General features: G+C 67.6%; 11 protein-coding genes, 2 tRNA genes and 1 pseudogene. 9 read left to right on the top strand and 5 right to left on the bottom strand.

Annotated features, from left to right (window positions below):
- The first annotated feature begins 90 nt into the window (after nt 1-90).
- From SLQ33_RS19465 to SLQ33_RS19450, 4 genes are all read left to right on the top strand, one after another.
- Complete coding sequence (locus SLQ33_RS19465; RefSeq protein WP_319455491.1) at nt 91-876, top strand: fumarylacetoacetate hydrolase family protein; 786 nt, start codon at nt 91-93, stop codon at nt 874-876.
- Nucleotides 876-2,345, top strand: coding sequence for a glutamate--tRNA ligase (gene gltX, locus SLQ33_RS19460; protein WP_319455490.1), 1,470 nt, complete (start codon nt 876-878; stop codon nt 2,343-2,345). Before SLQ33_RS19465 ends, gltX begins: the two co-directional genes overlap by 1 nt.
- A 118-nt stretch (nt 2,346-2,463) precedes the next feature.
- Nucleotides 2,464-2,538, top strand: a tRNA-Gln gene (locus tag SLQ33_RS19455).
- Between the two features lie 61 nt (nt 2,539-2,599).
- Nucleotides 2,600-2,672: transfer RNA gene (locus SLQ33_RS19450), tRNA-Glu, on the top strand.
- Between the two features lie 88 nt (nt 2,673-2,760).
- On the opposite strand, the gene SLQ33_RS19445 is transcribed toward SLQ33_RS19450, so the two are convergent.
- The gene (locus SLQ33_RS19445; RefSeq protein ID WP_319455489.1) at nt 2,761-3,462 is read right to left on the bottom strand and encodes an IclR family transcriptional regulator; all 702 of its coding nucleotides are present in this window, start codon (nt 3,460-3,462) and stop codon (nt 2,761-2,763) included.
- 71 nt (nt 3,463-3,533) lie between these two features.
- On the opposite strand from SLQ33_RS19445, the gene leuC reads away from it, so the two are divergent.
- The 3 genes from leuC to SLQ33_RS19430 all read left to right on the top strand — a co-directional run bounded on the left by leuC (nt 3,534) and on the right by SLQ33_RS19430 (nt 6,448).
- Nucleotides 3,534-4,970 carry a 3-isopropylmalate dehydratase large subunit gene (leuC, locus tag SLQ33_RS19440; protein ID WP_319455488.1) on the top strand — a complete coding sequence of 479 codons (1,437 nt, stop codon included), beginning with the start codon at nt 3,534-3,536 and terminating at the stop codon, nt 4,968-4,970.
- Between the two features lie 9 nt (nt 4,971-4,979).
- Nucleotides 4,980-5,573 (top strand): 3-isopropylmalate dehydratase small subunit, encoded by a 594-nt coding sequence (gene leuD / locus SLQ33_RS19435; RefSeq protein ID WP_319455487.1) that lies wholly within the window; start codon nt 4,980-4,982, stop codon nt 5,571-5,573.
- A 215-nt stretch (nt 5,574-5,788) separates the two neighbouring features.
- Nucleotides 5,789-6,448, top strand: a complete 660-nt coding sequence (locus SLQ33_RS19430; protein WP_319455486.1) for an HU family DNA-binding protein — start codon at nt 5,789-5,791, stop codon at nt 6,446-6,448.
- A gap of 96 nt (nt 6,449-6,544) precedes the next feature.
- On the opposite strand, the gene SLQ33_RS19425 is transcribed toward SLQ33_RS19430, so the two are convergent.
- The 3 genes from SLQ33_RS19425 to cofC are packed head-to-tail and all read right to left on the bottom strand — an operon-like array spanning nt 6,545 to nt 10,401.
- Nucleotides 6,545-7,468 carry an NUDIX hydrolase gene (locus SLQ33_RS19425; protein WP_319455485.1) on the bottom strand — a complete coding sequence of 308 codons (924 nt, stop codon included), beginning with the start codon at nt 7,466-7,468 and terminating at the stop codon, nt 6,545-6,547.
- Nucleotides 7,469-7,518: 50 nt separating this feature from the next.
- The gene (locus SLQ33_RS19420; protein ID WP_413467662.1) at nt 7,519-9,672 is read right to left on the bottom strand and encodes an RNA degradosome polyphosphate kinase; all 2,154 of its coding nucleotides are present in this window, start codon (nt 9,670-9,672) and stop codon (nt 7,519-7,521) included.
- 48 nt (nt 9,673-9,720) lie between these two features.
- On the bottom strand, nt 9,721-10,401 hold the full coding sequence (gene cofC, locus SLQ33_RS19415; RefSeq protein ID WP_319455483.1) for a 2-phospho-L-lactate guanylyltransferase: 681 nt from the start codon (nt 10,399-10,401) through the stop codon (nt 9,721-9,723).
- A gap of 97 nt (nt 10,402-10,498) precedes the next feature.
- Here cofC and SLQ33_RS19410 point away from each other — a divergent pair, with 97 nt between their 5' ends.
- Nucleotides 10,499-11,479: an NAD(P)H-dependent glycerol-3-phosphate dehydrogenase gene (locus SLQ33_RS19410; RefSeq protein WP_319455563.1), complete on the top strand. Its 981-nt coding sequence runs from the start codon at nt 10,499-10,501 to the stop codon at nt 11,477-11,479.
- Nucleotides 11,480-11,483: 4 nt separating this feature from the next.
- Nucleotides 11,484-12,592: pseudogene (locus SLQ33_RS19405) on the top strand (cystathionine gamma-lyase).
- Here the strand turns inward: SLQ33_RS19405 and SLQ33_RS19400 are convergent.
- Nucleotides 12,580-13,155 carry a hypothetical protein gene (locus SLQ33_RS19400; RefSeq protein WP_319455482.1) on the bottom strand — a complete coding sequence of 192 codons (576 nt, stop codon included), beginning with the start codon at nt 13,153-13,155 and terminating at the stop codon, nt 12,580-12,582. The pseudogene SLQ33_RS19405 and the gene SLQ33_RS19400 overlap by 13 nt on opposite strands.
- Nucleotides 13,156-13,238: the final 83 nt, after the last annotated feature.

Here is a 13,238-nt window from a genome sequence, read left to right as displayed (position 1 = left end):
ATGATGTGAACGAATATCTCAAATACTGAGACATCGGCACACCGGACCCTGGTGGACCGTCGGGTGCGGCGTGACAACTAGGGTATGACCATGCGCCTTGGCCGAATCGCGAGTCCCGATGGTGTCGCCTTCGTGAGCGTCGAGGGGTCGATCGACGACCCCTCCGACGCCGTGGCCCGGGAGATCTCCGAGCATCCCTTCGGCACACCGGAGTTCACCGGCCGGTCGTGGCCGCTGGCCGACGTCCGGCTGCTCGCGCCGATCCTGGCCAGCAAGGTCGTCTGCATGGGCAAGAACTACGCCGCACACGCCGAGGAGATGGGCGGCGTCGCCCCAGAGGATCCCGTGATCTTCCTGAAGCCCAACACGGCGATCATCGGCCCCAACATCCCGATCCAGCTGCCCGCCGACGCTCACCCCGTGCACCACGAAGGGGAACTCGCGGTGGTGATCGGCCGTCCGTGCAAGGACGTACCCGCATCGCGGGCCGCCGAGAACATCCTGGGCTACACCATCGCCAACGACGTCTCGGCGCGCGATCAGCAGAAGAAGGACGGCCAGTGGATGCGGGCCAAGGGTCACGACACGTTCTGCCCGGTGGGGCCGTGGATCGACACGTCCATCGATCCGTCCGACCTCGAACTGCGCACGGAGGTCAACGGCGCGGTGCGCCAACTGAGCCGGACGTCGCTGATGATTCACGACGTCGGCGCGATCGTCGAATGGGTGTCGGCGGTCATGACGCTGTTGCCGGGTGATCTGATCCTGACCGGAACGCCCGAGGGTGTTGGTCCCATCGAGGATGGCGACATCGTCAGCATCACCATCGAGGGAATCGGCACGCTGACCAATCCCGTAGTGCGCAAGGGGAAGTGATGGTACGAGTTCGTTTCTGTCCGTCTCCGACGGGCACTCCGCACGTCGGGTTGATCCGTACGGCCTTGTTCAACTGGGCCTACGCGCGACACACCGGCGGCGCGTTCGTCTTTCGCATCGAGGACACCGACGCCGCTCGGGACAGCGCGGAAAGCTATGCGGCGCTGCTGGATGCGTTGGGGTGGCTCGGGCTGGACTGGGACGAGGGGCCCGAGGTGGGTGGTCCGTTCGCTCCGTACCGGCAGTCCGAACGCGGTGAGCTGTACCGCGACGTCATCGCCCGGCTGCTCGACGCGGGGGAGGTGTACGAGGCGTATTCGACTCCGGAAGAGGTCGAGGCCCGGCACGTGGCGGCGGGCCGAAATCCCAAGCTGGGCTACGACAACTACGACCGCACACTCACCGACGCGCAGCGTGCCGAGTTCGCAGCGCAGGGCCGCAACGCCGTGTTGCGACTGCGAATGCCGGACGAGGACCTGACGTGGAACGACCTGGTGCGCGGGCCGGTGACGTTCGCCGCGGGTTCGGTGCCCGACTTCGCGATCACCCGTGGCAACGGAGATCCGTTGTACACCTTGGTCAATCCCGTTGACGACGCGCTGATGAAGATCACGCACGTGCTTCGCGGGGAGGACATCATGCCGTCCACGCCGCGGCAGATCGCGCTGTATCAGGCCCTGATCCGCATCGGCGTCGCCGATTGGGTGCCCGAATTCGCCCACCTGCCAAGCGTGCTCGGCGACGGCAACAAGAAGCTCTCCAAGCGTGACCCGCAGTCGAACCTGTTCCTGCATCGCGACCGCGGGATCATCCCGGAGGGGCTGCTGAACTACCTGGCGCTGCTGGGTTGGGGCATCGCCGACGACCACGACGTGTTCAGCCTCGACGAGATGGTCGCTGCGTTCGACGTCAAGGACGTCAACTCCAATCCGGCGCGCTTCGACCAGAAGAAGGCCGATGCGCTCAACGCCGAGCACATCAGGCTGCTCGGCGAGGACGACTTCGTCGGGCGCCTTCGCGACTACTTCGCCGCCCATGGGTTCGACACCGGGCTCGACGACGGTGGGTTCGCCGAGGCGGCGAAGCTGGTGCAGACGCGAATCGTCGTGCTCGGCGACGCGTGGGAGTTGTTGAAGTTCCTCGACGATCGCTCGTTTGCGCTCGACGAGAAGTCCGCGGCCAAGGAGTTGCGTGCCGACGCCGTCGGTGTGTTGGACGCAGCGGTTACCGCGCTCGGCGACGTCGCCGAGTGGACCACCACCGGCATCGAAGACGCACTGAAGGCCGCGCTGCTCGACCGGCTCGAGCTCAAGCCCCGCAAGGCGTTCGGACCGATCCGCGTGGCGGTGACGGGAGCGTCCGTCAGCCCACCGCTGTTCGAGTCGCTGGCGTTGCTCGGGCGCGAACGCAGCCTGGCCCGGCTGCGCGCGGGACGCGAGCACGCTGCGGCCGCGCCGACCCAGGCGTGAAAAACCGCGCCGAAATCTTTGGTAGTCTGCCTGTCGGCCCGGGAACGGCGAGCGGTGCTTCGGCCAAGCGCCCGTCCAGTCCCGGAAAGTCCTGTGACCAGCGGTTATAGGTGGCCAATGGGGTATGGTGTAATTGGCAACACAGCGGTTTCTGGTACCGCCATTCTAGGTTCGAGTCCTGGTACCCCAGCCAAATCTAGTGATTAGGTCGGCAATCTCGGCTGAGATATGCTGGCCAACCGGAAATAGTTCTAGCCCCCGTCGTCTAGCGGCCTAGGACGCCGCCCTCTCACGGCGGTAGCGTGGGTTCGAATCCCATCGGGGGTACGCATCGGCTCTGAACCCGGCCACGGGTTCAGAGCCTTTTCGCTTTCGGGCTACAGAATCACACTCGAGCACCACGGCCATCGGCCGTTCAGAGCCGTCGGGCCAACGCGTCGGCCGCCGCCAATAGGTCCGCAGCCCACCGCGCCCCGGGCCTGCGGCCCATCCGGTCGATGGGACCCGACACCGACACCGCGGCGATAACCGTCCCGCGCCCGTCGCGCACCGGTGCCGACACGCTCGCCACCCCTGGCTCGCGCTCCGCGGCACTCTGCGCCCATCCGCGCTTGCGTACCTCCGCCAACGTCCGGTCGGTGAACTTGGCGGTCGGCAGCACCGCTTGCTGGGTGGCCGCGTCGCTGTACGCCAACAGCACCTTGGCGCCGGAGCCCGCCGTCATCGGTAGGCGAGTGCCGACCGGCACGGTGTCGCGGAGCCCGGCGGGCGGCTCGAGCGCGACGATGCAGACGCGGCTGGTGCCCTCTCGTCGATACAGTTGCACGCTCTCGCCGGTGATCTCACGCAGGCGGGGTAGCACGGCGACCCCCGCCGCCAACAGCGGATCGCTGACGTGGCCGGCGAGCTCGGTGAGCCCAGGGCCGAGCCGCCAGCGGCCCTCCGCGTCGCGGGCCAGCAACCGGTGCACCTCGAGCCCAGCGGCGAGCCGATGAGCAGTGGCGCGCGGCAGCCCCGTTCGCTCGCACAGTTCGGCGAGCCCGCAGGGCGACTCGGCGACGGTGTGCAGTACACCCACCGCTTTGTCGAGCACGCCAATGCCGCTATCCTGTCTCACAGGTAGATACTAGCGTCCCGCATAGTGAGATTGCCAGCCCGGCACCTGCGGCTCGCCGAAGGAAGAACGTCATGACCGACACACCCCGCACCATGGCAGAGAAGGTTTGGGCCGACCACGTCGTGGCCACCGGCGCAGGCGAGGGCGCTTCCCGAGAGCCGGACCTCATCTACATCGACCTGCACCTCATCCACGAGGTCACCAGCCCGCAGGCCTTCGACGGACTGCGACTGGCCGGTCGACCCGTCCGCCGACCCGACCTGACGATCGCGACCGAGGACCACAACGTCCCGACAGTCGACATCGACAAGCCGATCGCCGACCCCGTGTCGCGCGTACAGGTGGAGACCCTGCGACGCAATTGCGAGGAGTTCGGAATCCGGCTGCACCAGATGGGCGACGCCGAACAGGGCATCGTCCACATCATCGGGCCGCAACTCGGACTCACCCAGCCGGGCATGACGGTCGTGTGCGGCGACAGCCACACGTCGACCCACGGCGCGTTCGGTGCGATCGCGATGGGCATCGGCACGTCGGAGGTCGAGCACGTGCTCGCCACCCAGACATTGCCGCTGCGGCCGTTCAAGACGATGGCGGTCAACGTCGACGGCGTGCTGCCGCCCGGTGTCAGCGCGAAGGACGTCATCTTGGCGGTCATCGCGAAGATCGGCACCGGCGGCGGGCAGGGCTACGTCATCGAATACCGCGGCAGCGCCATCGAAGCGCTGTCGATGGAGGGTCGGATGACCATCTGCAACATGAGCATCGAAGCGGGCGCCCGCGCCGGCATGGTGGCGCCGGACGAGACGACGTTCTCCTATCTCCGCGGCCGGCCGCACGCCCCGACGGGCGCGGATTGGGATGCCGCCGTCGCGGCCTGGAGCCGACTGCGCACCGACGACGGCGCTGAGTTCGACACCGAGGTCTACCTCGACGCGGCGACGTTGAGCCCCTTCGTCACCTGGGGCACCAACCCGGGTCAGGGTGTGCCGCTGGCTGATTCGGTGCCCGACCCCGAGTTGATGCTCGACGACGGGCAGCGGCAGGCGGCCGAGAAGGCGTTGACCTACATGGATCTGGAGCCCGGCACCGCGATGCGCGACGTCGCCGTCGATACCGTCTTCGTCGGCTCCTGCACCAACGGCCGCATCGAGGATCTGCGCGTGGTCGCCGACGTACTGCGTGACCGCAGGATCGCCGACGGGGTGCGGATGCTCGTCGTGCCCGGCTCGATGCGAGTCAGGGCACAGGCCGAATCCGAAGGGCTGGGCGAGATCTTCACCGCCGCGGGCGCCGAGTGGCGCCAGGCGGGGTGCTCGATGTGCCTCGGCATGAATCCCGACCAGCTGGCGCCCGGCGAGCGGTGCGCGTCGACGTCCAACCGAAACTTCGAGGGGCGCCAGGGCAAGGGCGGACGGACCCACCTGGTTTCGCCTGCCGTGGCCGCCGCGACGGCGGTGCGCGGCACCCTGTCCTCGCCAGCCGATCTACCCGCCAAAAGCCGCTAGGAGCCCGACATGCAAGCGTTCACCACCCACACGGGCATCGGCGTCCCGCTGCGCCGGTCCAACGTCGACACCGACCAGATCATCCCGGCGGTGTATCTGAAGCGGGTCACCCGAACGGGTTTCGAGGACGGCCTCTTCGCGGCCTGGCGCAACGATCCGTCGTTCGTCTTGAATCTCGCACCCTTCGACAAGGGCTCGGTGTTGGTTGCCGGCCCAGATTTCGGCACCGGTTCCTCCCGCGAGCACGCCGTGTGGGCGCTCATGGACTTCGGATTCCGGGTCGTCATCTCGTCGCGGTTCGCCGACATCTTCCGCGGGAATGCGGGCAAGGCGGGGCTGCTGGCGGCCGAAGTCGCACAAGACGATGTGGAACTGCTCTGGAAGCTCATCGAGCAGCATCCAGGGTTGGAAATCACTGTGAATCTGCAAGATCGGAACATCGCCGCCGGAACGGTGCTGTTGCCGTTCACGATTGACGACTACACCGCATGGCGACTGCTCGAGGGTCTGGACGATATAGGCCTTACGCTGCGTAAACAGGACGACATCACGGATTACGAGCAGCGCAGGCCGACCTGGAAGCCGCGCACCCTGCCCGCCTGACGCAGGGTCGCCGAGGGGCTCGGAACGCCGAAATCGCGCCCCCGCGAGCCGGTTCTGAGACTGGCGTACCACCGCCTTTGTGGGGCAACCAGATTGCCGAAATGTTCGCTAGCTACGCTTGAAATTGGGCGTGGCTCTTGGAAATCAGCGGTGTGTGGGTTTACCGTGTCCTCTAGTCGGTCCATCCAGGACCGCTCGCTTCGGAGGTTTTTTGAATGAACAAAGCGGAGCTCATTGACGTCCTCACGGACAAACTGGGCACTGATCGGCGGCAGGCGACAGCCGCCGTCGAGAACGTCGTCGACACCATCGTGCGTGCCGTCCACAAGGGCGACAGCGTCACCATTACGGGCTTCGGCGTATTCGAACAGCGTCGCCGCGCCGCCCGTGTCGCGCGCAACCCGCGCACCGGCGAGACCGTCAAGGTCAAGCCCACGTCGGTTCCGGCCTTCCGGCCCGGCGCTCAGTTCAAGGCGGTTGTGTCTGGCGCACAGCGTCTCCCGGCGGAAGGACCTGCTGTGAAGCGTGGCTCAACGGCGACACCGGCTCGCAAGGCCGCCGTGAAGAAGGCAGTCAAGAAGGCCGTCGTTCGCAAGGCAGTCGTCAAGAAGGTCGCCGCCAAGAAGGCCCCCGCCGCGAAGAAGGCCGTGGTGAAAGCTGCGGTGAAGAAGGCTGCGGTGAAGAAGGCCGTCAAGAAGGCCGTCGTTCGCAAGGCCGTCGTCAAGAAGGTGGCGGCCAAGAAGGCCCCCGCCGCCAAGAAGGCTGCGGTCAAGAAGGCCGTCGTCAAGAAAGCCGTAGTCAAGAAGGCCGCCAGCAAGGCCCCCGCCAAGAAGGCGCCGGCCAAGAAGGCACCGGCCAAGAAGGGTCGCAAGTAGCAGTCGGTATCGGAATCAGTTCCGATACAAGACGCGCCGTGGGTCTACTGACCCACGGCGCGTCTGCGTGACGGCTCGGCGGCGCTAGGAGGCTTCCTAGAAGACCAGAGCCAGCGGGCTGCCGATGTGGTCGGCGGCCACCAGCTCATCGCCGCTCAGCGACAACACCCACGTGCTGCCCTTGCGGTTTCGTGACTTGTCCGGACGTACGCCGCTGCGGTCACACCACCACGCGATGAGCTCGGGAATCACCTTGCCCTGCGTGCAGATCACCGGCGTGCCATCGGCCTTGGCGATGTCGAGCACCCGGTGGCGTGCGGCGCGCCGGTCGTCGGCGTAGGCCTCCTCCGTCAGCGTCGGCTCGTCGGCGATGGTGACGCCGAGCTCCTCGGCGAGCGGCCCGACCGTCTGATGACAGCGCACCCTCGGGGCGGCGTGCACGGTGCTGGCGCCGAACGCCAACAACTGCCCTACCAACGACTCGGCTTGAGCGCGCCCGCGTTTGTCGAGCGGCCGCTTGGCGTCGTCACCCTTGTAGCGGGTCTTGGTGCCCGCAGTGCCGTGCCGGACGATCAGCACGGTGCGGGTGTCGGCGGGAAGTTTGGCGAAGCGACGCAAGACCTTCCGGTCGTGTGGGTACTGAAGCCGTTTCATCGCGTCCTGGACGGGCAGCCAAACGAGTTCGTCGACCTCCGAATTGGCGGTGAACTCCCCGCCGAGTGCGCGGGCCGCCCAGTAGCGCACCTTCTTGGTTCCGGCCTCGACGGGGTAGCTGACCGAGCTGAGCCGCCGACCGAGTTCGCAAGCGAATCCGGTCTCCTCCTCGATCTCCCGCACCGCGGTGACGGGCTCGGTCTCGCCCGGATCGACCTTGCCCTTCGGCAACGACCAGTCGTCGTACCGCGGCCTGTGCACTAGCGCAACGAGGGGGTTGGCCGAGTCGCCGGCGGCCCGCCACAGCACGGCACCCGCTGCGGCGATCGCAGCGCTCGGCGTGCTCGGTGGAGCTTTCTTCGGCACCTCAACTCCTGCAGGTCATTCGGGCCAGTACCCGTCCAGCCCGGCCGGCGTCAGGGATGCCGGTGCCGGTCCATCAACGACACCTGGTGGTCGCGCACCGTGTGGCCTTCCTGCGGCGCCGCCGTCCAGTGACCGTCGGGGCCGAGTTCCCAGCACCTGGTCGCAGGATCCATGGCCGACTCGAACACGTCGTTCAGCTGCTCGGTCAGTCGTCGATCCTTGACCTGTGCCATCACCTCGACGCGGCGGTCGAGATTACGATGCATCATGTCGGCGCTGCCTATCCAGAACTCGTTGATGGCGCGGAAGTGAATAATTCGCGAGTGTTCGAGGAAGCGGCCGAGAATCGAGCGCACCGTGATGTTCTCGGAGAACCCGGGCGCGCCGGGGCGCAGTGCACAGATGCCGCGTACCACCACCTCGACGCGAACACCGGCCTGCGATGCGCGGTACAGCGCGTCGATCACCTGCTCGTCGACCAAGGCGTTGGCCTTCATGCGGATTTGCGCGTCGGCGCCTTCGCGTTTGGCGGCGATCTCGCGGTCGATGCGCTCGATGATTCCCTTGCGCACTCCGTGCGGCGCGACGAGCAGGTTGCGGTAGGACACCTTGCGGGAGTATCCCGTCAGGGAGTTGAAGAGGTCAGTGAGGTCAGCACCGATGTCGGGCGACGCCGTCAACAGGCCCACGTCTTCGTAGAGCCGCGCCGTCTTCGGGTTGTAGTTGCCCGTCCCGATGTGGCAGTACCGCCGGATCGTCGAACCCTCCCGGCGCACTACGAGGCACGTCTTGCAGTGCGTCTTCAGTCCGATCAATCCGTACACCACGTGCACGCCCGCCTGTTCCAATGCGCGCGCCCACTTGATGTTGGCCTGTTCGTCGAAGCGCGCCTTGATCTCCACGAGCGCCACGACCTGCTTGCCCGCTTCCGCGGCGTCGATGAGCGCGTTGACGATCGGCGAGTCACCCGACGTGCGGTACAGGGTCTGCTTGATGGCGAGCACGTTGGGATCGGCGGCGGCCTGCTCGATGAAGCGCTGCACCGTCGTCGAGAACGAGTCATAGGGATGGTGCACCAGCACGTCGCCGTCGCGCAGATGCGCGAAGATGCTCTTGGGAGTTTCGCGTTCGCCGAACGCGGGCGGGGTGGCCGGGACGAACGGCGGATCCTTCAGCTCGGGTCGGTCGACGCCGTAGATCTGCCACAGCGACGAGAGGTCGAGTAGCCCGGGCACCTCGACGACGTCGCCCGGGTGCACGTCGAGTTCGCGCAGCAGCAACTCGAGCATGTTCTCGGTCATGTCGTCGGCCACCTCGAGCCGCACCGGGGAGCCGAACCTACGGCGCGCCAACTCCCGCTCGAGCGCCTGCAGCAGGTCCTCGTCGCGGTCCTCCTCGACTTCCATGTCGGCGTTGCGGGTGATCCGGAAGGCGTGGTGTTCCGCGATGTCCAGGCCGGGGAAGAGCACCCCGAGGAACGCGGCGATGAGCTCTTCCATCGGCAGGAAGCGCACCCGGCCCTCGTCGTCGTCGCGTGGACGCAACTCGACGAACCGATCAACGTTGTCGGGCACCTTGATTCGGGCGAAGTGCTGGGTCCCGTCATCGGGCTGACGAACGGTGACCGCGAGGTTCAGGCTCAGCCCGCTCACGAACGGGAACGGATGCGCGGGATCGACGGCGAGCGGCGTCAGTACGGGGAACACCTGCTCGTGGAAGAGGATCGATAGCCGCTCGCGTTCGGCCTCGTCGAGTTCGTTCCACGTGACGATGACGATGCCCTGCGCGGCGAGCTCGGGCCGGACGAGGTCGCCGAACACCTTGGCGTGGCGGGTGGCGAGCTGCTGCGTGCGCTCGCCGATGCGCCGTAGCTGCTCGCGGGGCGAAAGGCCGTCGGCCGACCGAACGGACAGTCCCATCTCGTCGCGGCGCTTCAGCCCGGCGACGCGCACCATGTAGAACTCGTCGAGGTTCGAGGCGAAGATGGCCAGGAACTTGGCACGTTCCAGCAGGGCGAGTGACGGATCCGCGGCCAGCGCAAGGACGCGGGCATTGAAGTCCAGCCAGCTCAGCTCTCGGTTCAGATACCGGTCCTCGGGCAACCCCGGGTCGGCCACGTCGGACGTGGTGGCGGGTGGCGCCTCCGGTGCGGTGCTGGCGGAGGCCCACTCGGAGTCGACCGGTCGAGTCTCGGCTTCAGTCACGTGTCCGATCATCCCCCATCGGCGTCACTGGGGGCTAGGCAACCCGCATCATCGCTGGGCGCCGGGAAACTCCAGCTCGGCGACGACGCGTTTGGTCGCGGTACCCACGCCGAGTTCCAACGCGGCCGCCAAGTCGTCGGGGGTGTCGATGTCGCAACGTAGCCCGGGCCACCCGCCGGTGAGCTCGATCGCCCCCGAATCTCGGTGTCGCCGTGTCGAATCGGGGCCGAACCGGGGATCCAGTGGGGCCCCGAACGCGAACAACGCCGCGGTGCCGCTGCCGTGCCGGTCGCCGACGAAGCTGCGCCGGTGCGCACGGGCGGCCGCCAATGCGCGGGCCAACTCGCGCGGCTGGAGTGCGGGCAGGTCGCCCTGTAGGACGCCGATGTTCACGTGTCGGTCGCCAATCGCGGCCTCGGCGGCGCGCAGTGCGGCGTTCAGCGGGTCGGAGTGACCGGCCGGGGTGGGGTCGATCAACACGTGCGCGCCGAGCGTACGGGCGGCGTCCGCCGCGACGTCGTCGGGCGTGACGACGGTGATCGAGCCCACGGTGGATACCGCCGCCGCCGCGGTGAGGGTGTCGACCAGCATGGACAGCACCAGTTCTGCCCTGACGTCCTGCGTGGCCGCCGAGAACATGGGAGCCAGCCGGGTCTTCGCCGCCCCGAGCCGCTTGACGGCGACGATGAGCCCCAAGTCCGTCGGGGCACCGGCCGAGTTGCCGCTCATGGCTGCCATCCTGCCAGCATCCGGGATTGGCGATGAGCGCTCACGAGAACAGCAACCAGCTGGGGCTAGATTTGTTCCCGTGGTTGACGCGGCGGTGATGGGTGCGGGGGCATGGGGCACGGCGCTGGCGAAGGTACTCGCGGACGCCGGTAACTCGGTCACGTTGTGGGCCCGGCGGCCGGAGTTGGCCGACGAGCTCAACGCGACCCACCGCAACTCGGGCTACCTGGGTGACGTCGCGCTGCCCGCGTCCATCAGGGCGACCAGCGACGCCGCCGCCGCGCTGGACGGGGCGTGCACCGTGCTGCTGGCCGTCCCGGCGCAAACCTTGCGGGCCAACCTCGAGCAGTGGCGCACGTACATCGGCGACGACGCGACGTTGGTCAGCTTGGCAAAGGGCATCGAACTGAACACGCTGATGCGCATGAGCCAGGTGATCGGACAGGTCACCGGCGCCGATCCCGCGCGCATCGCCGTGGTCAGCGGTCCGAACCTGGCCAGCGAGATCGTCGCCGAACAGCCTGCCGCGACGGTCGTCGCGTGTTCCGACTCGGGGCGGGCGGTGGCGCTGCAGCGCGCGCTGTCCACCGCCTACTTCCGGCCCTACACGAACTCAGACGTCGTGGGGGCCGAGGTCGGCGGCGCGTGCAAGAACGTCATCGCCCTGGCGTGCGGCATGGCGGTGGGCATGGGGCTGGGGGAGAACACCAGGGCCGCGATCATCACGCGTGGGCTCGCGGAGGTGATGCGGCTGGGAATCGCGTTGGGCGCCAAGGGGGCCACGCTGGCCGGTCTGGCCGGCGTCGGCGACCTGGTGGCCACGTGCACGTCGCCTCAGTCGCGGAACCGATCGTTCGGCGAACGGCTCGGACGGGGCGGCACCATGGAGTCCGCCCTCCAAGCCGCGGGCGGACACGTCGCAGAGGGGGTCACGTCGTGCCAGTCGGTACTCGCACTGGCCGACAGCTACGACGTCGAGATGCCGCTGACCGACGCGGTGAACCGGGTGTGCCACAAGGGTTCCTCGGTCGTCGAAGCAGTGGCGTCGTTGTTAGGTCGCAGCACCAAGCCGGAGTGAGCCGATGGACGGTCAGTACGGAGATTCAACCCGCAGTGTGAAGGCTGCGGGGTCGGCCCCCGTGCCGGGGCAGCCCGTGGCGTCACCACCGGTTCCGGCCTCGACCTACCATCTTTCGCCGGACGAGTCCCTGCCGCTGGACACCTACGGCCGCGGGTCGAATCCCACCTGGCGGCAACTGGAGTCGGCGCTCGCAGCGCTCGAGGGGCCGCGTCGACGTTGATGTTCGGCTCCGGAATGGCGGCCATCACCGCGGTGCTGCGGGTGCTAGCCAAGCCGGGCACAAAACTCGTCGTGCCCGCGGACGGCTACAACCAGGTGCGGCAGTTTGCGATGGAAAGCCTTGCACCGCTTGGCGTCGACGTGGTGCTGGCCACGGCCGGACAGATGTGCGCGGCCGCGGCCGCCGCCGACGTCGTGTTGGCCGAGACTCCGGTGAATCCCACGCTCGACGTCGTCGACCTTCATCGGCTCGCGCTGACCTGCCGCGCGCGGGACACCATCCTCGTGGTCGACAACACCACCCCGACACCGTTTGGGCAGCAGCCACTCTCGCTCGGGGCCGACCTCGTCGTCGCCAGTGCGACGAAGACCTTGGCCGGGCACGGCGATCTCCTCGCGGGATACGTGGCAGGCAGTCGGCCCGACCTGATGGCGGTCGTCGAGCGCGAAAGGCTGCTCGCGGGTGCGGTACTCGGGCCGTTCGAGGCGTGGCTCGCGCTGCGCAGCCTCGCCAGCGCCGGGCTGCGCTTCGAGCGGCAGTGCCACAACGCGATGGCGGTGGCCATGATGCTGCGCACACACCCGGCCGTGCGCGCAGTGCGGTATCCCGGCCTGCCAGACGACCCGTCGCACGAGCTGGCCTGCGCTCAGATGAAGCGGTTCGGTGGGTTGGTGGCCGTCGAGCTCGCCGACGCGGCGGCTGTGCACGACCTCGTCGCGCGCAGTGCGCTGTTGGTGTCCGCCACCAGCTTCGGCGGCATCCATTCGTCCGTCGACCGGCGGGCACGCTGGGGCGATCCGGTGAGCGACGGGTTCGCGCGACTCTCGCTGGGCATCGAGGACACCGACGATCTGGTCGACGACATCGATCGGGCGCTTCAGCCCGCCTGATTCGCGAATCGCAGCGAGGACAGAAAGCGATCGACCGCCTCGGCGTCGGACTCGCTGTCGGTCACGGCCATGGCGTGGACGACGATGTCGCCGTCGTAGAAGATCACGCCGCTCATCGTCACCTCGTCGTCTTCACCGACCAGGTCGTAGCTGTATTCGCGGGTCTCCAGACCTTCGATGGCTCCGGTGGTCCGCGAGCGCTCGGTCGCCGTCACCGTGCCCCAGTCCGGTTCTTGTCCGAGCCGGGCATTCTCGACGGCGTTGTCCACCGCTTCGTCGAGCGGATACGGGTCGATTCCGTTCAGTGCCGCCTCGCTGAGCGTGAACGCATCGCCCCCCGCGTCGAACGTGGTCATCTGAATCGACAGGCCGCTGTCGGGAATCGGCTTCGTCTCCGTCTTCGGCTGGCCGGGGAATTCGGCGATGTAGTTGCCGGACGCGCTGGCGGCTTCCTGCCACTTCGGGCCGGTGAGCTCGGCGAGTTTGGAGGACCCACAGCCGACGGCGACGACGGCGAGCAAAAGTAAGACTCCGAGCGCGGCGCGACGTCCATTTCGAAGCACATGACCTCCCCCAGGTCGTTCTCCTCGACGGAGCGTACCCAGGTCAGGACACTGGAACGTCCTGATTTGAGCCAGGCCGGTAG

It is taken from the genome of Mycobacterium sp. RTGN6 (assembly GCF_033804605.1).
GTDB lineage: Bacteria > Actinomycetota > Actinomycetes > Mycobacteriales > Mycobacteriaceae > Mycobacterium.
This window is presented reverse-complemented; position numbering and strand designations above follow the sequence as displayed.

What these genes read in the sequence shown, in the direction of transcription:
- SLQ33_RS19465 (WP_319455491.1), top strand. Translation starts at nt 91, where the DNA reads ATGCGCCTTGGCCGAATCGCGAGTCCCGATGGTGTCGCCTTCGTGAGC.
- gltX (WP_319455490.1), top strand. Translation starts at nt 876, where the DNA reads ATGGTACGAGTTCGTTTCTGTCCGTCTCCGACGGGCACTCCGCACGTC.
- leuC (WP_319455488.1), top strand. Translation starts at nt 3,534, where the DNA reads ATGACCGACACACCCCGCACCATGGCAGAGAAGGTTTGGGCCGACCAC.
- leuD (WP_319455487.1), top strand. Translation starts at nt 4,980, where the DNA reads ATGCAAGCGTTCACCACCCACACGGGCATCGGCGTCCCGCTGCGCCGG.
- SLQ33_RS19430 (WP_319455486.1), top strand. Translation starts at nt 5,789, where the DNA reads ATGAACAAAGCGGAGCTCATTGACGTCCTCACGGACAAACTGGGCACT.
- cofC (WP_319455483.1), bottom strand. Translation starts at nt 10,401, where the DNA reads ATGAGCGGCAACTCGGCCGGTGCCCCGACGGACTTGGGGCTCATCGTC.
- SLQ33_RS19410 (WP_319455563.1), top strand. Translation starts at nt 10,499, where the DNA reads ATGGGTGCGGGGGCATGGGGCACGGCGCTGGCGAAGGTACTCGCGGAC.